This is a genomic window from Streptomyces tamarix, assembly GCF_032423885.1.
Taxonomy (GTDB): domain Bacteria; phylum Actinomycetota; class Actinomycetes; order Streptomycetales; family Streptomycetaceae; genus Streptomyces; species Streptomyces tamarix.
Map to the genome: position 1 here is coordinate 128,221 of NZ_JAWCTQ010000011.1, position 21,355 is coordinate 149,575.

Annotated in this window: 16 protein-coding genes; 6 read left to right on the plus strand and 10 right to left on the minus strand. The window is 74.0% G+C overall.

Features of this window, described 5'->3' with window-relative positions:
- Positions 1-62: 62 nt before the first annotated feature.
- Both RND61_RS11840 and RND61_RS11845 read left to right on the plus strand, forming a co-directional pair.
- Positions 63-3,182, plus strand: a complete 3,120-nt coding sequence (locus tag RND61_RS11840; RefSeq protein ID WP_315877833.1) for an AfsR/SARP family transcriptional regulator — start codon at positions 63-65, stop codon at positions 3,180-3,182.
- Positions 3,183-3,875: 693 nt separating this feature from the next.
- Complete coding sequence (locus RND61_RS11845; protein ID WP_315877834.1) at positions 3,876-4,901, plus strand: arabinan endo-1,5-alpha-L-arabinosidase; 1,026 nt, start codon at positions 3,876-3,878, stop codon at positions 4,899-4,901.
- A gap of 209 nt (positions 4,902-5,110) precedes the next feature.
- Here the strand turns inward: RND61_RS11845 and RND61_RS11850 are convergent, their stop codons facing one another.
- From RND61_RS11850 to RND61_RS11870, 5 genes are read right to left on the minus strand one after another with little or no spacing between them, the layout of a single operon-like run.
- Positions 5,111-5,713 carry a hypothetical protein gene (locus RND61_RS11850; RefSeq protein ID WP_315877835.1) on the minus strand — a complete coding sequence of 201 codons (603 nt, stop codon included), beginning with the start codon at positions 5,711-5,713 and terminating at the stop codon, positions 5,111-5,113.
- On the minus strand, positions 5,710-6,879 hold the full coding sequence (locus RND61_RS11855) for an ROK family glucokinase (protein WP_315877836.1): 1,170 nt from the start codon (positions 6,877-6,879) through the stop codon (positions 5,710-5,712). Before RND61_RS11855 ends, RND61_RS11850 begins: the two co-directional genes overlap by 4 nt.
- Positions 6,876-7,745, minus strand: coding sequence for an ATP-binding cassette domain-containing protein (locus tag RND61_RS11860; RefSeq protein WP_315877837.1), 870 nt, complete (start codon positions 7,743-7,745; stop codon positions 6,876-6,878). Before RND61_RS11860 ends, RND61_RS11855 begins: the two co-directional genes overlap by 4 nt.
- The gene (locus tag RND61_RS11865; protein ID WP_315877838.1) at positions 7,742-8,797 is read right to left on the minus strand and encodes an ABC transporter permease; all 1,056 of its coding nucleotides are present in this window, start codon (positions 8,795-8,797) and stop codon (positions 7,742-7,744) included. The genes RND61_RS11860 and RND61_RS11865 overlap by 4 nt, the downstream gene beginning before the upstream one ends.
- On the minus strand, positions 8,794-9,813 hold the full coding sequence (locus RND61_RS11870; protein ID WP_315877839.1) for a sugar ABC transporter substrate-binding protein: 1,020 nt from the start codon (positions 9,811-9,813) through the stop codon (positions 8,794-8,796). Before RND61_RS11870 ends, RND61_RS11865 begins: the two co-directional genes overlap by 4 nt.
- A 642-nt stretch (positions 9,814-10,455) precedes the next feature.
- Between RND61_RS11870 and RND61_RS11875 the strand changes: the two genes are divergently transcribed.
- The gene (locus tag RND61_RS11875; protein WP_315877840.1) at positions 10,456-10,677 is read left to right on the plus strand and encodes a hypothetical protein; all 222 of its coding nucleotides are present in this window, start codon (positions 10,456-10,458) and stop codon (positions 10,675-10,677) included.
- 48 nt (positions 10,678-10,725) lie between these two features.
- On the opposite strand, the gene RND61_RS11880 is transcribed toward RND61_RS11875, so the two are convergent.
- The 3 genes from RND61_RS11880 to allB form a co-directional block, all read right to left on the minus strand.
- Positions 10,726-11,346, minus strand: coding sequence for a dihydrofolate reductase family protein (locus tag RND61_RS11880; RefSeq protein WP_315877841.1), 621 nt, complete (start codon positions 11,344-11,346; stop codon positions 10,726-10,728).
- Between the two features lie 281 nt (positions 11,347-11,627).
- Complete coding sequence (gene alc / locus RND61_RS11885) at positions 11,628-12,764, minus strand: allantoicase (RefSeq protein ID WP_315877842.1); 1,137 nt, start codon at positions 12,762-12,764, stop codon at positions 11,628-11,630.
- Between the two features lie 5 nt (positions 12,765-12,769).
- Complete coding sequence (gene allB, locus RND61_RS11890; protein ID WP_315877871.1) at positions 12,770-14,110, minus strand: allantoinase AllB; 1,341 nt, start codon at positions 14,108-14,110, stop codon at positions 12,770-12,772.
- Positions 14,111-14,430: 320 nt separating this feature from the next.
- Here allB and RND61_RS11895 point away from each other — a divergent pair, with 320 nt between their 5' ends.
- The gene (locus tag RND61_RS11895) at positions 14,431-15,237 is read left to right on the plus strand and encodes an IclR family transcriptional regulator (protein ID WP_315877843.1); all 807 of its coding nucleotides are present in this window, start codon (positions 14,431-14,433) and stop codon (positions 15,235-15,237) included.
- Positions 15,238-15,611: 374 nt separating this feature from the next.
- Here RND61_RS11895 and RND61_RS11900 read toward each other — a convergent pair whose 3' ends face one another.
- Positions 15,612-17,519: a serine/threonine-protein kinase gene (locus RND61_RS11900; RefSeq protein WP_315877844.1), complete on the minus strand. Its 1,908-nt coding sequence runs from the start codon at positions 17,517-17,519 to the stop codon at positions 15,612-15,614.
- A 133-nt stretch (positions 17,520-17,652) separates the two neighbouring features.
- Between RND61_RS11900 and RND61_RS11905 the strand changes: the two genes are divergently transcribed.
- Positions 17,653-18,303 (plus strand): nucleotidyltransferase family protein, encoded by a 651-nt coding sequence (locus tag RND61_RS11905; RefSeq protein WP_315877845.1) that lies wholly within the window; start codon positions 17,653-17,655, stop codon positions 18,301-18,303.
- Positions 18,304-18,552: 249 nt separating this feature from the next.
- On the plus strand, positions 18,553-20,175 hold the full coding sequence (gene aceB / locus RND61_RS11910) for a malate synthase A (RefSeq protein WP_315877846.1): 1,623 nt from the start codon (positions 18,553-18,555) through the stop codon (positions 20,173-20,175).
- Between the two features lie 97 nt (positions 20,176-20,272).
- Here the strand turns inward: aceB and RND61_RS11915 are convergent, their stop codons facing one another.
- Positions 20,273-21,277 (minus strand): hypothetical protein, encoded by a 1,005-nt coding sequence (locus RND61_RS11915; protein ID WP_315877847.1) that lies wholly within the window; start codon positions 21,275-21,277, stop codon positions 20,273-20,275.
- Between the last annotated feature and the right edge of the window lie 78 nt (positions 21,278-21,355).

Sequence of the window (21,355 nt, forward strand, 5' to 3'; positions counted from 1 at the left end):
GACTCCGTACCGTTGCTCAAAACGGCCTTGTGAGCGCCGTCACCCTCCTGTCGGATGACCCCATGGTCGATGGACGGAATCCCACGGGGCCCTCCGGGTCCCCCCATGTGGTGAGGCTGCTCGGCCGGGTCGACATCGGCCTGGCCGACGGCGCGAGCACACCGGCCGGCCCCGCCAAGCAGTCGTGCGTCCTCGCGGTCCTCGCCCTCCACCCCAACCAGCCGGTCAGCGTGGAGAGCCTGATCGACCGGGTGTGGGGGGACGGTCCCCCGCCGGCGGCCCGGGCCGGTCTGCACAGCTACGTCGCCCGACTGCGGAGGCTCCTGGAGAAGACCGGGTCCTCCGACCCGCGCGGCAGGCTTCTGAGCCGGTCGGGCGGTTACCTCCTCGAAGTCGACCCCGAGCACATCGACGTCCACTCCGTGCGCCGCCTGTGCGCGGACGCGGCCGACGCCGCCAAGCGGTCGGACCACGCGCGCGCCGTACGCCTCTACCGGGAGGCAGCGGCCCTCTGGCGCGGGGAGGCACTGGCCGGCGTGGGAGGCGACTGGGCGAACCGGATGCGGTCCGCCCTCGGGCAGGAACGGCTCGGCCTGTGGGGCGGGCTCCACGACGCGGAGCTGCGGCTCGGCCACCACGAGGAGATCGTCCCCGAACTGGCGAAGGTGGCGGCCGAACACCCGCTCGCGGAGCGCCAGGCGGCCCAGCTCATGCTCGCGCTGTACCGGTGCGGGCGCGGCGCCGAGGCCCTCGCCCACTTCGACACCGTACGCAAACGCGTTCGTGCCGAGCTGGGGGTCGAACCGGGACGAGACCTGCGGGAGCTGCACCGGCGGATGCTGCGGGCCGACCCCGGCCTCATGCCGCCCTCTCCCGAGCGCGTGTCCGCGACGGCGCCCGCCGCCCCATCGGCTCCGCCCGCCCCGCCCGCCCCTTCCCTCCCGGCCGGTCCGCTGCCGCGGCAGCTACCGCGCGATCTCACCGTCTTCGTGGGCAGACAGGACGTACTGGCCCGGCTCGACACCGCGGCCCTCACCGCGCTGTGCGGACCGGCGGGGGCGGGCAAGACCGCCCTGGCGGTGCGGTGGGCGCACCGGTCGGCGGCGGCCTTCCCCGACGGGCAGTTGTTCACCGATCTGCGCGGGTACTCCGCGGACCCCCTGTCCGCGGCCGAGACGCTCCACCGGTTCCTGCGCGCGTTGGGCACGCCGGCCGAGCGGATCCCCCGGGAACTGGACGAGCGGGTGGCCCTGTTCCGTTCGCTGGTGGCGGGCAAGCGGCTGCTGATGGTGCTCGACAACGCGACCGGGGCCGACCACGTGCGCCCCCTGCTGCCCGGGACGGACACGTGCCACGTCGTCATCACCAGCCGCACCGCCCTCTACGGCCTCGCCGCGTCGCATGACGCGCACATCGTCCAGGTCGGCCTGCTGTCGGAGCCCGAGTCCCGCACGCTGCTGACCGAACTCCTGGGCCGCGACCGCGTGCGGCACGCGGCGGGGCAGGACCGCGACGCCTTGGCCGAGGTCGCCGCGTTGTGCGGGCACCTCCCCCTCGCGCTGCGCCTCGCCGCGGCCCATCTGGCCGCCCGGCCGCACGAAGCCCTCGCCGAGTACTGCGCCGAGCTGCGTCGCGACCGACTGACGGCCCTGGAGATCCCCGGTGACCCCACGGCCGCCATGCGGGCCGCGTTCACCCTGTCGTACGAGGCGCTCGACGGGCCGACCGGCCGCATGTTCCGATTACTCGGCCTCCACCCGGGGCCCGATCTCGACACCTCCGCCGCCGCGGCCCTGTCCGGCGACACCCCGCGGGAGGCCGAGAGACTGCTCGCCCGGCTGGAACACACGTACCTGATCGGCCGGAACGCCGCGGGCCGCTGGCAGTTGCACGACCTCCTGCGCGACTACGCCGCGGAGCGCGCGGCCCAAGGCGCGGAGGAAACGCGCCGAACGGCCCTGGTGCGGCTGCTGGACTGGTATCTGCACGGGGCCACCAGGGCCATGCACCTGCTGGACCCGAACCGCCGCCCCACCCCGCTCGACCCCGCGAGCCCCGGCCTCGCGCTGCCCGAGCCGAGCGGGTACGACGACGCGCTGCGCTGGCTGGAGAAGGAACGCGCCAACCTCCGCGCCGCCGTCCTCCACGCCGCCGCGCACGGCTTCCCCGGACACGCCTGGCGACTGAGCCACACGCTGTGGCGCTTCTTCTACCTGCGCGGCCACCTCGACGACTGGATCGCCACCCATGAGGCGGCCCTCGCCGCCACCGCCGGCCGCGCCGAGCGGTACGGGCACGCCGAGACGCTGACCAGCCTGGCCGTCGCCCTCCACCTGGCGGGGCGGTACGAGGAATCCGTCGGCCACAACGAGCGGGCCCTCCCCCTCCACCGAGAGGTGGGCAACCGGTTCGGAGAGGCCAGCACGCTCACCAACCTCGGTGCGACCCAGATCTGGAGGGGCCGGTACGCGGAGGCGAAACGCCTCTTCGAACTGGCCCTGTCCCTCCAGCGTGAGTTCGGCAACCAGCGCGGCGAAGCCAACGCGCTCGGCAACCTCGCCCTGTGCCACCTCAGGCTCGGCAGCCACCTTGAGGCGCTGGCCGACTTCGGCCACTCCCTGAGGCTCTTCGAGAAGGTGGGCGACCGGCGGGGCGAGGCCCACACCCTGGAACACCTGGGCAGGGTCCACCTCGGACTCGGCAACCCCGCCGCGGCCGGCGAACACCTGGAGCGGGCCGTGGCCCTTCACCGGGAGATCGGTTACCGCCGGGGCGAGGCCGAAGCCCTGACCGGCCTGGGCGTCGTGCTCCGGCACGGGGGCCGCCACCGCGAAGCCGTGGAACACCACCGGCGGGCCCTGGAGACCGCCGAGCACATCGGGGAACCGAGCCTGCGCTGCACCGCCCTGACCGACCTCGCCGAGACGTGCCGGGCCAACGGCGACCTCGATGCGGCGATCGACCACTCCACCACCGCCGCCGAGCTCGCCCGCTCCTGCTCCGACCGCTACGGGCACATGCGGGCGGCCGTCGAGGCCCACCGCGCCCTGCGCGCGGCCGGCAGGCACCGGGAAGCCCGGCGGTACGGGGACCAGGCCCGGGAACTCCTGGCGGCCCTCGGGATCCCCACGCCCGAGGACCTCCTCGACCCGCCTTCCGGGAGCGGGCCGGTGGTGCCGTAGGGGCCGGTGCGGCCACGCCGGGGACGCGGAGGCGCCCGGGGCCGCCGGGGCGGTCGTCGGCTCGTCCGGCGACGGGTCGCCGGTCGGGGGACGCGGGGCACGGGGTGCGAATGCAGGTGCGGGATGTGCGGGATGCGCCCGCTGGGCCTGGAAGCCGGCACGCGGTCTGCGCCCGTCCGGCAACCGGCTGAAGCCCTCCATCCGTGGGTCCTCCGGCCCCACCGCCGGCGGCTCCGTCCGCCGCAAGCAGCTCCCTCGCGGGTCCCTGCGGGGTGGCGCCGCCGCGGTGCCGAAGGACGTGGCAGGCCGATCGGCCTCCGCGTCAGGGGCCGCTCACGTGCAGGTGCCACTCCCGCGCCCTTCGAGGTTTTCCGTGCGCGGAGCATTGACGCCCCCGGGCCCGCTCCCTATCTTCACGTCCGAGAAGTCGACTCTCATTCGATATATCGAACGAACCGCTGCACCCCGCGGTCGTTCGAGCCCTCGGGAAAGCCGCGGCGCCGGGCCGCTCACTTGCCCCACCACCCGGCGTGGGACGGCCTTGCCCTCCGCGAACCACCAGCCCCGTCCGGTCACGCCCCGGCGTGAGCTCGGCGGTCCCCACCGCCGGAACCGGCCTCGGCACCGGCATCGGAGCAGCTCGTGCGATGCCCCCATCCCCTCCCCCCCACCGCGGAAGAAGGAGACACACCCGTGACAGAGCGATCTGTGAACCGGCCCGCGCGACCGCCCCGGCGCCGGTTCCTGGGCGTCCTCGCGACCGCAGGAGCACTGACCCTCACGTCCCTCATCGGTACGACCGGGCAGCGAGCCGCCGCCGACGTCCCGGCCGCCGCCGCCTACCCCTACCCCGGCCACGTCACCGGGGACATCGGGGTGCACGACCCCAGCTTCGTCAAGCGTCCCGACGGGAGCTACCTGGTCGCCCACACCGGCGACAACATCACGCTGAAGACCTCCACCGACCGGACGGCCTTCCGCAACGCCGGAGCCGCCTTCCCCGGCGGAGCGCCCTGGACCACCACGTACACCGCCGGCGGACGCAACCTCTGGGCACCGGACCTGTCGTACCAGAACGGCCGGTACTACATGTACTACTCGGCCTCCACCTTCGGGTCCAACCGGTCGGGGATCTTCCTGGCCACCAGCCCCAGCGGCAACGCCGGCACCTGGACCAACCACGGCCTGGTGATCGAGTCGCGGCAGTCGGACGACTTCAACGCCATCGACCCCCACCTCGTCGTCGACGACCGGGGCCGCTGGTGGCTGTCGTTCGGCTCCTTCTGGTCCGGCATCAAGATGATCCAGATCGATCCGTCCACCGGGAAGCGGACCGGCACCGCCCTGCACTCCCTCGCCGGACGCGGGGGCGGCGCGATCGAGGCCCCGACCATCGTCAAACGCGGCGCGTACTACTACCTCTACGTCTCGTTCGACCTGTGCTGCCGGGGCGCAGCCAGCACCTACCGGGTCATGGTCGGCCGCTCCACCAGCGTCACCGGCCCCTACCACGACCGCAACGGCGTCCCGATGACCTCCGGCGGCGGCACCGAAGTGCTGGCCGGGCAGGGCAGCGTCCACGGCCCCGGCCACCAGGACGTGTTCACCGACACCGACAGCGACATCCTCGCGTACCACTACTACGCCGACAGCGGGGCGTCCCTGCTGGGCATCAACTGGCTGGCCTACGACTCGGCGGGCTGGCCCTACGTCCACTGAGCCCGCCGACCACCCCGGTCCGGCCCGGGCACCCCGCCCGGGCCGGGCACGCCGACGGCCCCGTGCCCTGCTCGGCGGGGACCACGCCCCGGGCCCGCCGCCGCGTCCGCCCTTCCGCGTGCGCGGAAGCGCAGGTCCGGGGTACGGCGGTGGGCCCCGCCGGAGCGTCCCGGCCGACGGGACCGGGGACCGGGGGCCGGACGGCGGGGTCAGGGGGTCGCGGTGGAGACGACGTACACGCGGGGCACGGCCGGGTCGGTCAGGTCGACGGTGATGTCCCGCGTGGGCCGGGGCCGGTCCTGGCGGTGGGTGGTGCCGGACCAGTGGCGGTCGGGCGGGAACGTCCAGCCGACGACGCCGGCGTCGCGGTCGCTGACGGTGACGCCGCCGGCCCGGAGTGCGGCGCGGCTGGTGCCGCTGTCGGCGAGGAACGCGTCGAGCCCGGCGCCGGTGGTGGTGAACTGGACGTACAGCCGGCTCGACTTCCAGTTGCTCGTCTCGAAGTAGGCCACGTCCCGGGAACGGGCGGGGATCGGCACCTCGAAGACGCGGCGCTTCATCTTGGACGGCCAGCTGTCCTGGAGGCCGGTGACGGAGGACTCGGCCTCCTTGTCGCGTCCGCTGGAGCGGCTCTGCTCGGCGGAGATCGCCAGGTAGCCGGCGGGGATGCCGATGAGCAGGACGATGACGAGGGCGGTGAACCAACGGCGGCGGACCGTCTGGCCGCGGGTCTCGCCCGCGGGGCCCGGAGGGGTCCGGGCCGGGGTGGGCGCGGGGGTGGCGGGGTCGGTGCGGGTGTCGGTGTGGCTCATGCTCCTGGTTCCTCGGTGGTGCTCCTGGTGCGGGCGCCTCCGGCCCGCAGGGCCTGCGCGTACCGCTCGTACCGCTCGTACCGCTCGACGCGGCGCCGGTTGGCGCGGCGGAAGCGGCGGGCGACCAGCCGGGCGAGGTCGGCGGCCCCGACCATGCCGGCCTCGGGGCCCAGCTCCGCCTTGGCGATGCGGGCCTCGGGGCGGTAGCCGCGGCCGGTGAGGTTGCGGCGGAAGGCGTCCCGGGCGGGACCGATGAGCAGGTCGTCGGCGGCGCTGACGCCGCCGCCGATGACGAAGCAGGACGGGTCGAGGGCGGCGGCGAGGCCGGCGAGGCCGACGCCGAGCCACTGGCCGATGTCCTGGAACAGCTCGACGCACATGGCGTCGCCCTCGCGGGCCAGCTCGGTGATGAGGGGGCCGGTGATGTCGGGGACGTTCCCCTTGACGCGTTCGATGATGTTGTACGCGACCGGGGAGTCGGCGGCGGCGAGCTCGCGGGCCTCGCGGACGAGGGCGTTGCCGGAGCTGTACTGCTCCCAACAGCCGCGGTTGCCGCACGGGCAGCGGTGGCCGCCGGGGACGACCTGCATGTGGCCGAACTCGCCGGCGACGCCGTACTTGCCGCGCTTGACGCGGCCGTCCTCCAGGATGGCGCCGCCGATGCCGGTGCCGAGCGTGATCATGACGAGGTGGTCCTCGCCCCGGCCGGCGCCGAAGCGCCACTCGGCCCAGGCGGCGGTGTTGGCGTCGTTGTCGACCATGACGGGGACGGCGAGCCGGGCCTGGAGGGAGTCGCGCAGGGGTTCGTTGCGCCAGGCGAGGTGGGGGGCGAACAGGACGCGGCTGCGGTCGGCGTCGACCCAGCCGGCGGCGCCGATGCCGACGGCGTGGACGTCGTGCCGGTCGGACAGGTCGAGGACGAGTTCGACGATCGTGTCCTCGACGACCTTGGGGCTCTTGGACTTGTCGGGGGTCTCGGCGCGGATCTTCTCCAGGATGGAGCCGTCCGCGTCGACCACGCCCGCCATCACCTTCGTACCGCCGATGTCGATGCCGACCGTGGGGACGCGGGGGGCGGTCAGGTGGGAGCGCCGCTCGCGGCTGCCGACGGTGCGCAGGACGGTGCCGCGTTCCGTGACGCGGTGGGTGTCGCGGTGCGTGCTCACGGGTCCTGTCGTCCCTGCCGGTCGGTGGGCCGGGCGCGCTGCGGGTCCGGCGGCGGACGGTGCCCGCCGTCGTCGATTCTGCCAGGAGCCGGTGCCCGTTCCAGTTCGTGGCGCAGGGCCTCCAGCTCGCTGCCGCCGGCCATCTGCCGGGTGAGCTCGTCGAGGGTGACGGAGTCCTTCGTGTGGCTGCCGGCCATGGCGCCGCGCTTGAGCAGGACGAAGCGGTCGCCGACGAGGTGCGCGTGGTGCGGGTTGTGGGTGATGAGGACCACGCCGAGGCCGGCGTCGCGGGCGGCGGCCACGTACGTGAGGACGACGCCGGACTGCTTGACGCCGAGGGCGGCGGTGGGCTCGTCGAGGACGAGGACCTTGGCGCCGAAGTGGACGGCGCGGGCGATGGCGACGCACTGGCGCTCGCCGCCGGAGAGGGTGCCGATGGGCTGGTCGACGTCGCGCAGGTCGATGCCCATGCGGAGGAGCTCGGCGCGGGTGGTGGCGCGCATGCGGGCCACGTCGAGGCGCTTGAAGGGGCCCTTTCCGGTGGTGGGCTCCGAGCCGAGGAAGAAGTTCCGCCAGACCGGCATGAGGGGGACGACGGCGAGGTCCTGGTAGACGGTGGCGATGCCCCGGTCGAGGGCTTCGCGCGGGGAGGAGAGGGTGGTCTCCTCCCCGTCGACGCGGAGCGTTCCGGCGTCGTGGGCGTGCAGCCCGGAGATGATCTTGATGAGGGTGGACTTGCCGGCGCCGTTGTCGCCGAGGACGCAGGTGATCTGTCCGGCGTGGACCTGGAGGGAGACGTCCTGGAGGGCGCGGACGGTGCCGTAGTGCTTGCTGACGCCGTCGAGTTCGACGAGGGGGGTCGTCATGAGGTGGCCTCCGCCCGCTTGCGGACCCAGGCGTTGAGGAGGGTCGCGAGGAGGAGCATCGCTCCGAGGAAGAACTTGAACCAGTCGGGGTTCCACTCGGCGTAGACGATGCCCTTGCTGGTCATGCCGAAGATGACCGCGCCCACGGCGGCGCCGATCGCGGAGCCGTAGCCGCCGGTGATCAGGCAGCCGCCGATGACGGCGGCGATGATGTAGATCAGCTCGTTGCCGACGCCCTCGCCGGACTGGACGACGTCGAAGGAGAACAGCAGGTGCTGTCCGGAGACCCAGGCGCAGAAGCCGACGCCCATGTAGAGGAGCGTCTTGGTGCGGCGCACGGGGACGCCGACGGCGCGGGCGGCGTCGGCGTTGCCGCCGACGGCGAAGACCCAGTTGCCGAAGCGGGTGCGCAGGAGGATCCAGGTGGCGACGGCGACGAGGCCGAGCCACCACAGGACGGTGACCTTGAGGGTGGCGCCGCCGAGGGTGGCCTCGGAGGCGAAGAGGGCGCGGGCGGAGGCGAAGCCCTCCATGTCGGCGATGGTCTTGGTGGAGACGGTGCCGCTGATGAGCTTGGTCAGGCCGAGGTTGAGGCCGGTCAGCATCAGGAACGTGCCGAGCGTGACGATGAAGCTGGGCAGCCGGGTGCGGGTGAGCACGAAGCCGTTGAAGAACCCGATGCCGAGGGTGACCAACAGGGACACGGCGACGCCGACCCAGGCGTTGGCGGTCATCTGGTAGCTGAACATCGACGAGACCAGCGCGGACGAGGTCACGAGGACGCCGGCCGACAGGTCGAACTCGCCGCCGATCATGAGGAGGGCGACGGGTACGGCCATGATGCCGATGGTGGACGCCGCGTAGAGCACGGTGCCGAGGCTGGCCGGGCGCAGGAAGCCGTCCGCGACGAGCGCGAAGAAGACGAAGACGGCGGCGGCGCCGACGACCGAGCCGAGCTCGGGGCGGGCGAGGAGCTTCTTCAGGGGGGAGGCGGGCAGCAGCCGCTCGTCGCGGGCGGGGCCGCGCTCGGCGGGCGGGGCGGTCGCGGTCATCGCGTCCCCCGCCGGGTGTACTCGGTGAGGGCGGGCGCGTCCTCGCGCGTGATGATCTGCGGGCCGGTGAGGACGGGACGGCCTCCGCCGAGGACGTCGGCGTTGTAGCGGTGGAGCCAGAGCAGGTCGACGGCCTCGTAGCCCTGGAGGTAGGGCTGCTGGTCGACGGCGAAGCCGAGGGTGCCGCTGTCGAGGCCGGCGGCGACCTTGGCGTTGAGGTCGAAGGTGTCGATCTCGGCCTTCGAGCCGGCGGTGCGCTTGGCCTGGGCGGCGGCGTCCGCGAAGGGCGCGCCGAGGGTGACGACGGCGTCGAGGGCCGGGTCGCTCTGCAGCTTGGCCTCGATGGACGCCTGGACGTCGGGCATGTTGGTGCCGTCGACGTACAGGTTCTCCAGGGTGCCGTCGAAGGTCTCGCGCACCCCGGCGCAGCGCTGCTCGTGGCCGACGTTGCCCTGCTCGTGCAGGACGCACAGGGCCTTCTTGCGACCGCGCTTGTCGAGCTCGTCTCCGACGGCCTGGCCGGCGACGGTCTCGTCCTGGCCGATGTGGACCAGGGCGCCGAACGCCTTGGACTGGGCGGAGCCGGAGTTGACCGTGATGACGGGGATCCCGGCGGCGACGGCCCGGGCGACGGACGCCTTGAGCGCGTCGGGCTTGGCCAGGGTGACGATCAGCCCGTCGACCTTCTTGTCGACGTACGAGTCGACGAGCTGCGCCTGCTGCTGGCCCTCGTCGCTGTGGGCGTACAGGAAGTTGATGTTGTCCTTGGCGGCGGCCTGGCGGGCGCCCTTCTGCACGATGTCCCAGAACGTGTCGCCGTCGCCCGAGTGCGTGACCATGGCGAAGGTCCAGCGGGGCGTGGTGACGTTGGCCCGGCCCTCGGCGGCCGCCGCGGCGGCCTTCCTGGCGTCCTCGGCGCGCTTGCCACCGGTGGCGCTGCAGGCGGTCAGGGTCACTCCGAGTGCCACCGCCAGCACGGCGGCGACCGCGCGTACTCCTGTCCGAACCGTTGCCACGAGTCCGTGCCCTCCTGCTGTCCGTTGTGGTCCTGCCGCTGCGGGGGTGGGCGTTTCGTCCCTTCCCGACCGCCCAAGTATCGGTCATGGGGCTCCGGCGGGCGGCCACCGGGTGTGCCGGGGCCCGGTCCGGGGGGCGGCGTGCCGCCGCGACCCCCTCGTCCGCGCGGCCGGGCGCGGCTGCTCAGCCCCGGGAGGGACCGGCGGGCGGCACGGCGATCGGTACCGCGCCCGGCACGGCGGGCGGCACGGCCGTGCCGGGTGCGGTGCCCGCCGCGGAGGTGGCGGCGCGGTCCGCCGCGTACGGCGGGGTCCCGCCGTGGAGGAAGCCGTTCCGCCGGCGCGGCACGGGCCGGTGCCGCCCCGGGACGGCCTCCCCGTCGCCGGAGGCGGTGGCGCGGGCGCCGCGAGGCGGCTGGGGGCCGGCTGCCGGGTGTTCCGGGCGGGGTCGGGCACGGGGCCGGCCGGGGCGACGGTCACGCGCTCCGCGCCACGCGGCCGGGCGGGGGGGAACCGCCCGGTCTCCGCGGCCGGCTACCGAAGTCGGGGAGGCGCGGACTTCCGGACCGAGAGGCTCATCACCGGGAGGCTCATCCCGGGGGTGGAGGCGCCGCCGGCCGCGCGTGCCCGAGGATCGACGGCATGAAGAAGATCATCGAACTGCTCGGCACGGTCCTGGTCGTCGTGGGTGGGTGCGGGGTCCTGCGCGAACTGACCGGCGGCTGGTTCGCGTTCATGGGCTTCACGCGCCACCTGGTGGGGGGTGTGCCGCTGCTGCGGGACCATCCGTTGTTCGCGCACGTGGTGCTCGCCGCGGCCGGTGTCGCGCTCTGGGCGCTCGCCGGGCGGCGGGGCCGGGCGTAGAGCACCCGGGCACCGGGCACCGGGCACCGGGCACCGGGCACCGGGCGGTCACTCCCCCGGGGCGAAGGTGCCGAACCGGGCCGGGCCGGTCGGCCGGTACGTCTGGACGGTCGCCCCGGTGGACGTGGTGCGGTGGTCGGTGAGCTCGAACGCGATCGGGGTGCCGCCGTCGGGGAAGAGCCGGCGGCCCCTGCCGAGGAAGACGGGGAAGACCAGCAGGTTGAGCGCGTCGACCAGGCCGTGGGCGATGAGGCCCTGCGCGAGGCGGGCGCTGCCGTGGACCTGGACCTCTCGGCCGGGGCCCTCCTTCAGCCGGGCGACCGCCTGGACGAGGTCGCCCTCGACGAGGTGCGAGTTGTTCCACTCGGCCTTCTGCAGGGTGCGCGACACGACGTGCTTGGGCAGGTTGTTGAGGCGGCTCGCGACCGGGTCGTCCGGGTCGGTGACCCGCGGCCAGTACGAGGCGAAGATCTCGTACGTGCGGCGGCCGAGGAGGAAGGCGTCGGCGCGGCCGAAGACCTCGTTGACGAAGCGGCCCATGTCCTCGTCCGCGAAGGGGACGAGCCAGCCGCCGTAGTCGAAGCCGCCGCTGCGGTCCTCGTCGCGACCGCCGGGGGCCTGCATGACGCCGTCGAGGGAGAGGAAGGTGGTGAGGGTGAGCTGAGCCATGGCACGCGCCTTTCGCCGGTGTTCCGTCACCAGCTCAGACCCTCGCGCGCCGCGGAACCCGTCGCCGCGCGGCGACGCGGCGGGGGTGTCCCTCCGCAGGAGCAACACCCCCGCCGGTCCGGCCCGGCGCGGGGGACGGCCGGGGCCGTGTCTCCGGGCGGGTGAGGCCGCGCCGCCGGGCGGGCCTGCCACCGGGCGGCCGGGGCGCGCGGTGCTGTCGGGCCGTGCGCCCCGCCCGCCGGCCCGGGCGGGTGTCGTCCGCCGCCCGGGCCGGGGGTGGGTCAGCCGCCCAGCTCCTGGTGGCGGGAGGTGAGGCGCTTGGCCCCTTCCTCCGTCAGGGAGCCGAAGAGGCGCAGGCGGGAGATGCCGCCGTCGGGGTAGATGTCGATCCGGACGTGGGTGCCGACGGCCGGGGCGGGCAGCACGAAGCGGTGGTTGGTGTCGGGCTGGAGCCGGGTCCGGGGCAGGAACTCGGTCCACGCGCCGTCCTCGCCGTCGCGTACGGACAGGGCGGCCCAGCCGGCGCTGTTGCCCTTCAGGTAGGCGGTGTCGATCTCGACGGCGCGGATCTCGGCGTGCTCGGCGAGCCGGTAGCGGATCCAGTCGTTGCCCTGGTCGCGGCGGCGCCGGGTCTCCCAGCCGTCGTCCATCTTGCGGGAGCGGCCCGGCTGGATGGTGTTGGTGGCGGGCGAGTAGAAGCGGTCGGAGGCGTCCTCGACGCCGCCGCCGTTCTCCAGGGCGACCAGGTCGAAGGTGCCGAGCGTGCCCAGCCAGGCCGGGTCGGGGGCGACCTCGCCGTACACGCGGAGGCGGGCGACGCCGCCGTCGGGGTGCTGGTTGAGGCGCAAGTGGGTGAAGCGGCGCTCCACGTCGACGGCGAAGCCGTTCGCCGCGTGCCCGCCGACGGCGGTGCGCGGGACGAGGGCGGTCCACTCGACGTCGGGGCCGAGCAGTTCCTCGGGCGAGGGCGAGCCGGGCACGGACGCGCCCTCGACGGAGACGGCCTGCGGGTAGTTGCCGCGGAAGTGGGCGGTGTCGACGACGATGCCGCGGATCACGCCGGGCGCGCCGAGCCGTACGAGCGCCCAGTCGTGGTCGTCGGCGGTGGGGTGCGGCCGGTCGGCGGAGGCGCCGCGCCGCCGGCGGGTCTCCCAGCCGTCCATGACCTTGCCCTTGTGGCCGAAGTGCTCGGGGTCGAACTCCGCGGGCTCCGGCTTGAGGAGGTTCTCCCGCTCGGCGAAGAACTCGTCGTTGGCGGCGACGACACCGCCGCCGAGGCGCCGGTCGGCGAGGTCGGCGAGGCCGGTGAAGGGGAAGTCCGCGGTGCGGTAGTCGGCGTACGGGTCGCCGCCGCCGTACGGGCTGGCGTCGCCGGTGAAGCGCGGTATGCCGGTGGAGCCGGCTCCGGTGTCGGTCACGGGATTCACTTGTTCCTTTCGAGCAGTCGCCCGCTGGGTGCGGCGGGGTGGCCGCGGTCGGCGATGCGTACGCCGCGCAGCCAGGTGGAGGTGACGACGCCGTACAGGGTGCGGCCCGCGTAGGCGGTGACCCGGTTGCGGTGGTGCAGCAGCGCCGGGTCGACGGTGAAGGTCTCGTCGGGGGCGAGGACGGCGAAGTCGGCGTCGCGGCCGGCCTCGATGGCGCCCTTGCGGTCGAGTCCCGCGAGGGAGGCGGGGGCGGTGGACATCCAGCGGGCCACGTCGTCGAGGGTGTGGCCGCGCCGGCGGGCCTCGGTCCAGACGGCGGGGAGGCCCAGTTGGAGGGAGGAGATGCCGCCCCAGGCGGTGGAGAAGTCGGGGGTCTTGAGGTCAGCGGTGGACGGGGAGTGGTCGGAGACGACGCAGTCGATGACGCCGTCCGCGAGTCCCCGCCACAGCGCGTCCTGGTTGGCGGCCTCGCGGATGGGCGGGCAGCACTTGAACTCGGTCGCCCCGTCCGGCACCTCCTCGGCGGTCAGGGTGAGGAAGTGCGGGCACGTCTCGACGGTGACCTTGACGCCCTCGCTCCTGGCGGCGGCGATGAGCGGCAGCGCGTCGGCGGACGACAGGTGCAGGACGTGGACGCGCGCGTCGAGGCGGCGGGCCTGGGCGATGAGGTTCTCGACGGCGGCGTTCTCCGCGTCGCGGGGGCGGGAGGCGAGGAAGTCGGCGTACTTGGCCGAGCTCCTGCTGGGGGCGGCGTCGAGGTGGTGCGGGTCCTCGGCGTGCACGATCATCAGGCCGCCGAAGCCGGCTATCTCGGCGAGGGAGACGGCCAGTTGGTCCTGGTCGAGCTGGGGGAACTCGTCGACGCCGGACGGCGAGAGGAAGCACTTGAAGCCGAAGACGCCGGCCTCGTGCAGCGGACGCAGGTCCTTGACGTTGTCCGGGAGGGCGCCGCCCCAGAAGCCCACGTCGACGTGGGCCTTGGAGCGGGCGACGTCCTGCTTGGTCCGCAGGTGTTCCACGGTGGTCGTGGGGGGCAGCGAGTTGAGCGGCATGTCGACGAGGGTGGTGATGCCGCCGGCGGCCGCGGCGCGGGTGGCGGTCCAGAAGCCCTCCCACTCGGTGCGGCCGGGGTCGTTCACGTGGACGTGGGTGTCGACCAGGCCGGGGAGGACGACGTGGTCGCCCACGTCCTCCAGCCGGGCCCCGGCGGGCACTTCGGCATCGTGCGGCAGGACCGCGGCGATGGTGCCGCCGGCCACGGCGACGGACGCGGGGCGCGTGCCGTCCGGGGTGACGACGCGCGTCGAGCGCAGTACCAGATCCACGTCGCCGCTCACGTCCACGCTCACGTCCACGCTCTCCCCTCCGCGAAAATTCAACGAACTGTTGAAGGAGTCTTCACCCGCCCGCCGAGCGGCGTCAAGGGGGGTCCGGAGCGGGGAGACCCACTTGGCAGATTCCACAAAGTGGAAATAGAATTTCGCACAGAAGAACGTAGCTCCGTACGGGGGAGGCGCCCAAAACCCGGGGGGCGACGCCGCGGACACACGGACAAACAGGCCCTGACCGGCCGGGACGCCCCGTCGCGGGCGATGTGCCCGGCGGGGCGGCCCGGTAGGCTGCTGCCTTGTCCATCCGCCTCGAAAGGACCGTTGACGTGCCGTCGTCCAACGCCAGCACCACCGACGCCGCCAAGCCCGCCACCGGCACGGGCGGCGTGCAGTCCCTTGAGCGTGCCTTCGACCTCCTGGAGCGGATGGCCGACGCGGGGGGCGAGGTCGGGCTGAGCGAGCTCTCCGCCAGCAGCGGGCTGCCGCTGCCCACCATCCACCGGCTGATGCGCACCCTCGTCGCCTGCGGGTACGTGCGCCAGCAGGCCAACCGGCGGTACGCGCTCGGCCCCCGCCTGATCCGCCTCGGCGAGTCCGCCTCCCGCCTCCTGGGCACCTGGGCACGGCCGTACCTGGCGCGGCTCGTCGAGGAGACGGGCGAGACGGCGAACATGGCCCTGCTCGACGGGGACGAGATCGTGTACGTCGCGCAGGTCCCGTCCAAGCACTCGATGCGGATGTTCACCGAGGTGGGGCGGCGGGTGCTGCCGCACTCCACGGGCGTCGGCAAGGCGCTGCTCGCGCACACCCCGCCCGAGGAGGTGCGGGCGCTGCTCGCCCGCACGGGGATGCCGGCGGCGACGGAGAAGACCATCACCACGCCCGAGGGGTTCCTCTCGGCGCTGGAGCAGGTGCGGGCGGCGGGGTACGCCGTGGACGACAACGAGCAGGAGATAGGGGTCCGGTGCCTCGCCGTGTCGGTGCCCGACGCGCCGACCCCGGCGGCGATCTCCATCTCGGGCCCGGCGGGGCGGGTGACGGAGGCGGCGACGGACAGGATCGTCCCCGTCCTCCAGGAGGTGGCCCGCGACCTGTCGACGGCCCTGGCCAACACGTCGGCCCCCGCGTCCTGACCCCGGCGGCCGGGGCACGGCGGTCCCCGCGTACGCGGCTCCCGGGGCGTCCCTCGTCCTGGGAGCCCTCACCGGGCCGCCACCGGGCGCGGCCCCGGGCCACCGCCGGGCGCAGCCGTGGCGGGCCACCGCCGGGCGCGGTCGCGGCCGTGGCGACCGCCCTGGCCGACACGCCGCCCTCCTCGTCCTGACCCCGGCGGCCGGGGCACGGCGGTCCCCACGTACGCGGCCCGCGGGACGCCCCTCGCCCCCGGGAACCCTCACCGGGCCGCCACCGAGCGCGACCCCGGGCCACCGCCACGGTGGCGACGGCCCTCGTGGAGCGGGCGGCGGCGGTCGGCCGCAGGGGCCGGACCGGGCGCCGCCCGGCTCGCTCAGTTCGTCTGCTCCACGTCCATCGCGCCGCGCCACACCGTCACGTCGAGGGTGATGTAGTCGCTGGGGTCGGACTCGGGCGAGAAGCCGCCGACGGTCAGCAGGGCCACGTCCCCGGCGCCGTTCTGCAGGCACACGCGGGAACCCTTGGTCATCTGCGACGTGCTGATGGAGGTGGTGAAGCGCGTCTCGTCGAGGCAGGTCTCCAGCGTGCCGGCCTGCCCGTTGCGCAGGAGCACCATGCGGCCGCTGCTGCTGGGCGTGGAGATGCCGGAGATGCCGTAGCGGACGTCGCCGTCGTCCTCCTTCGGCTTCACCGGGTCGTCCGCGAGGGACAGTTCGTACCCCTCCGTGAGGTCGATGCCCTTGTAGTCGACGGGCTGGGGCGGGGCGGCGGTGGCGCCGTCCTGTGACGGGGTGCCGCCGCCGGCGCCCGCGTCGGCGCCCGTGCCGGTCCCTTCGCCGGCCTGGTCGCCCTCGTCCTGGCCGGTGGTGTCGGCGCTGGCGGCCGGGGTGCCGGGCGTGCCGGAGGTCGCGCCCTGCGCCTGGTCGCCGCGCCCGTCCTTCCCGTTGTCCTTGAGGAGCGTGTACGCCGTGACGCCGCCCGCGACGGCGAAGGCGACGACCGCGGCGGCGGCGATCAGCGCGGCACGGGACCTGCGCTTCGGCGCGGGGGCCGGCGCGCCCGGGGCGGGCGCACCGGGGGCGCCCGGGCCGTACGGCGCGGCGCCGACGACAGGGTGGGCGTACGGGTGCGGCGCGGGGGTCTGGTACCCCTGGGCGTGCGGCGGGGGCGTGTGGGCGTGGCCGGGGCCCGTGGTCGGCGGGGGGCCGAAGCCCTGCGGCGGCGCGGAGGGCGCGGCGTGGGCGGTGGCCGGGTGCGTGGGGGCGGGGGTCGCGTGACCGGCGGCCGGGGCGACGGACGGGGGCTGCTCCGCGGGCGGCGCGGCCGGCGGGGGCGGCGGGGGCGGCGTCGTGGCGGCGGCCGGGGCCGGGGCGGCGGCGCGGGTGGTGATGTCGGCCGCGACCGCGCCGGGCAGCCACTCGTCGGGGCGGCGCAGCGCGGTCTGGTCGCTGGCCCGCTGACACATCGTCAGCACCTCGGCGACGGAGGGCCGTTCGGCCGGGTCCTTCGCCAGGCAGCGGCCGACCAGTTCGCGCAACTGCTCGGGGAGCCCGTCCAGCGAGGGCTCCTCGTGCACGATGCGGTAGAGCACGCCGTGCGACGTGCCCTCGCCGAACGCGGGGCTGCCCAGCGAGGCGTACGCGGCGACCTGCCCGAGCGCGAAGACGTCCGTCGCGGGCGTCACCTGGCTGCCGGCGGCCTGCTCGGGGGCCATGAACGACGGCGTGCCGATGGTGACGCCGCTGCTGGTGAGCGACGTGGCGTCGGCGGCGCGGGCGATGCCGAAGTCGATGACGCGCGGCCCGTCGGAGGCGAGGAGGACGTTGCCGGGCTTCAGGTCGCGGTGGACGATGCCCGCGCCGTGGATGACCTGGAGGGCCTCGGCGATGCCGGCGACGAGCAGCAGTACCGTGTCGACGGGCATCGGGCCGTGCTTCTGGACGGCGTCGGCGAGGGAGGGCCCGGGGACGTACGCGGTGGCGAGCCACGGCTCGCGGGCGTCGGTGTCGGCGTCGATGACCGGCGCGGTGTAGAGGCCCTGGACGCGCTGCGCGGCCTGGACCTCCTGGGCGAAGCGGCGCCGGAACTCGGCGTCCTGCGCGAAGTCGGGCCGGATCACCTTGATGGCGACGGGGCGACCGCCCGGCGTGTACGACAGATAGACCTTGCCCATGCCGCCCGCGCCGAGGCGGGCCGCGAGCCGGTACCCCGCGACGGAGCGCGGGTCGTCCTCCTCCAGCGGCTGGAAGACGGTCCCCCCATGGTGCTGACCACCACTCATCGATCCATGTCTCCTGAAAAGGACTCACCGCGCGCGGTGCGTGTGGGAACGGCACTGCGGTGCCGGAGATCCGCACCCTATCCAAGCGAGGTGCCCCGGCTCCACGCGCGAACGGGTGCGGTATGCACTCCCCATGGACGGTACGAGAACGAACGACGCCGAAGCGGCCCCTCCCGCCCCACCGCCGGTCGCCGGCCTGCTGCTCGCGGCGGGCGGCGGCAGACGGCTCGGGGGGCGGCCGAAGGCGCTGTTGGAGCACCGCGGGCGACCGCTGGTGGAGCACGCGGTGGCCGCGCTGCGGGCGGCCGGGTGCGGGGTGGTCCACGTGGTGCTGGGCGCCGCAGCCCGGACCGTGCGGGAGCGGGCGGACCTCGCGGGGTGCGTGGTGGTGGAGAACCCGGAGTGGGAGCGGGGCATGGGCTCGTCGCTGCGGGCGGGCCTGGCGTCGCTGGAGGGGGCGCCGGGCGGCGGGGTGGACGCGGCGCTGGTGGTGCTGGTGGACCAGCCGGGGATCGGCGCGGAGGCGATGGCGCGGGTGGCGGGGGCGTACCGGGGGCGCGGCTCGCTGGCCTCGGCCTCGTACGGCGGGAGGCGCGGGCACCCGGTGCTGCTGGGCGCGGACCGGTGGGCGGACGTCGCGGCGGGCGCGGAGGGCGACCAGGGGGCACGGGCCTATCTGCGGGCGCACGAGGCGGAGGTCGTGCTCGTGCCGTGCGGGGACGTGGCGGAGCCGTACGACATCGACACGGCGGCGGATCTGGCGCACCTTGAAGGGGCGGGGTGAACGGGGCGTACACGGCGCGGCACCGAGCGCCACGTTGTGTCGACCCGAAGAATCTCGACATCAACAAACCATTGAACTTCCACCATGAGGAAACTATTATCCACTGATCAGAAGGACCAGTCAGTCCACTGGCGCCCGCGACCGCCCCGCGGCTCATGCGGCACCCCGTGCCACGCGCGCATGGGCCCCGGCGGCCGCACCGCACCGCACCGCCGCCACCGCCAAGCCCGCTGAAGGAAGTGACAGCTCATGTCCGCACCAGCGCCGTCTCCGCTGGCCATCGTCGATGCCGAGCCCCTGCCCCGGCAGGAGGAGGTCCTCACCGACGCCGCCCTGGCCTTCCTGGCGGAGCTGCACCGGCGGTTCACGCCCCGGCGTGACGAGCTCCTCGCCCGCCGCGCCGAGCGCCGCGCCGAGATCGCCCGCACCAGCACGCTCGACTTCCTCCCGGAGACCGCGCACATCCGGGAGGACGACAGCTGGAAGGTCGCCCCGGCCCCGGCCGCCCTCGACGACCGCCGGGTCGAGATCACCGGCCCGACCGATCGCAAGATGACCATCAACGCGCTCAACTCCGGCGCGAAGGTCTGGCTCGCCGACTTCGAGGACGCGTCCGCCCCCACCTGGGAGAACGTCGTCCTCGGCCAGCTCAACCTGATCGACGCCTACGAGCGGAGGATCGACTTCACCGACCCGCGCACCGGCAAGTCGTACGCGCTGCGCCCCGCCGAGGAGCTGGCGACCGTCGTCATGCGCCCGCGCGGCTGGCACCTGGAGGAGCGCCACCTGGTCTGCGACGGCCGCCCGGTGCCGGGCGCCCTGGTCGACTTCGGCCTGTACTTCTTCCACAACGCGCGGCGGCTGCAGGGCCTCGGCAAGGGCCCGTACTTCTACCTCCCGAAGACCGAGTCGCACCTGGAGGCCCGCCTCTGGAACGACGTGTTCGTCTTCGCCCAGGACCACCTGGGCATCGACCGGGGCACCGTCCGCGCGACCGTCCTCATCGAGACGATCACGGCCGCGTACGAGATGGAGGAGATCCTGTACGAGCTGCGCGACCACGCCTCCGGGCTGAACGCGGGCCGCTGGGACTACCTCTTCTCCATCGTCAAGAACTTCCGCGACGGCGGCGCCAAGTTCGTCCTCCCGGACCGCAACGCGGTCACCATGACGGCCCCGTTCATGCGGGCGTACACCGAACTCCTCGTCCGCACCTGCCACAAGCGGGGCGCGCACGCGATCGGCGGCATGGCGGCGTTCATCCCGTCCCGCAAGGACCCCGAGGTCAACAGGGTCGCGTTCGAGAAGGTCAAGGCCGACAAGGACCGCGAGGCCGCGGACGGCTTCGACGGCTCGTGGGTGGCCCACCCCGACCTGGTGCCGATCGCCATGGCCTCCTTCGACGCGGTCCTCGGCGACAGGCCGAACCAGAAGGACCGCCTGCGCGAGGACGTCGACGTCCGGGCCGCCGACCTGATCGCCGTCGACTCCCTGGACGCCCGCCCGACGTACGCCGGTCTGGTCAACGCGGTGCAGGTCGGCATCCGCTACATCGAGGCGTGGCTCCGCGGGCTCGGCGCGGTCGCCATCTTCAACCTGATGGAGGACGCGGCGACGGCGGAGATCTCCCGCTCCCAGATCTGGCAGTGGATCAACGCCGGCGTCGTCTTCGAGAACGGCGAGAAGGCCACCCCGGAGCTGGCCCGTCAGGTCGCCGCGGAGGAACTGGCCGCGATCCGCGCCGAACTCGGCGAGGAGGCCTTCGCGGCCGGCCGGTGGCAGCAGGCCCACGACCTCCTCCTGAAGGTCTCCCTGGACGAGGACTACGCCGACTTCCTCACCCTCCCCGCCTACGAACAACTCGTCGGCTGACCCGCACGACGGCCGACGGCCCCACCCGGGGCCACCACCGCCCCCCGCCGCCGCACAGCGCCGGGGGCGGTGGCGTCCGTACGACTCGCCGGTCCTCTCACACGCCTCCGCGGATCAAGGCGCCGATCGCCCGCCGCGACTCCTCCGGCGCGGGCAGACGCTCGAAAGACCCTTCGGCGGTCTGATGGACGCAGTCGATTCCGTACCGGTGCAGGAACGCCGCGTTCGCCGCGTCGAGCGGCGACGGGAACAGGGCGGTCAGCCGCGCGTCCGGCCGGGGGCAGTACGGCGCGTAGTCGAGGAGCTGGGCCAGCGCCTGCCGGACGTGGGAACGCGTCGTGTCCCCCTTCGCCTCGACCAACTCGGCGACCGGTGACTCCAGGTACAGGTCGGTGACCCCCGAAGGGCAGTAGTACCGCCTCCCCTCGGTCAGCCCGAGGGCCGCACGGTATGCCCGGACCAGGGCTCCCTCCCTGCGGCGGACGAACTGCCTGGCGCGCGGTCGTTCGTAGGTGGTGTGGGCCATGCGCATCTCCTCCGCCGCGGCGATGCGGACGGACCGCTCGGCCGGAGCCGCGTCCCGGGGACCCGGCACACGCCGCGGAGCGATCAGGAAGGCGTCGCAGACGGCTCGGGCCCGTGTTCCGGTGAGCAGGAGCTGCCCCGGGTAGGTGTGGTTGCTCTTGTAGCCGACCACTTCGTTGAGCTCCTCGTACGGAATGTCCGTCCTCTCGAACGCGGTGAGGCTGTAGACCGTGTGCCACCCCTCGGCCCCGTCCTTGGGGGGCCACAGGCAGGCGGCGAAGTCGGCGTTGCGGAAGATGACTCCCACTTCGCCGATCGCCCGTACTTGGTTGTCACCGGTGAAAAGCACCACGTCGCCGGAGGTGACCGTCGCCATCTTCTTGTCGTGAGCGGGTCTGGCACCCCAGAAGCGCGCCTTGCCGTGCGGATGCGACCGGTCCAAGTCCGCCAATACGGCTTCCGTCAGGAGACGCCGCCGGTGGCGGTCCCGGTAGTCGACCTCTTGGTCAAGGGTGTCGTGCCAGTGCTTCCGCGCCTCAGCGCTGCCGTACGAGGGGGATACAAGCACCTTGAGCATCTGACGTGAACCTCTTCGGAGTCCGAGTGTCGCACCGCGTGTGCGAACGATTCTGCAACAGGTGTCTGACATCTCGAC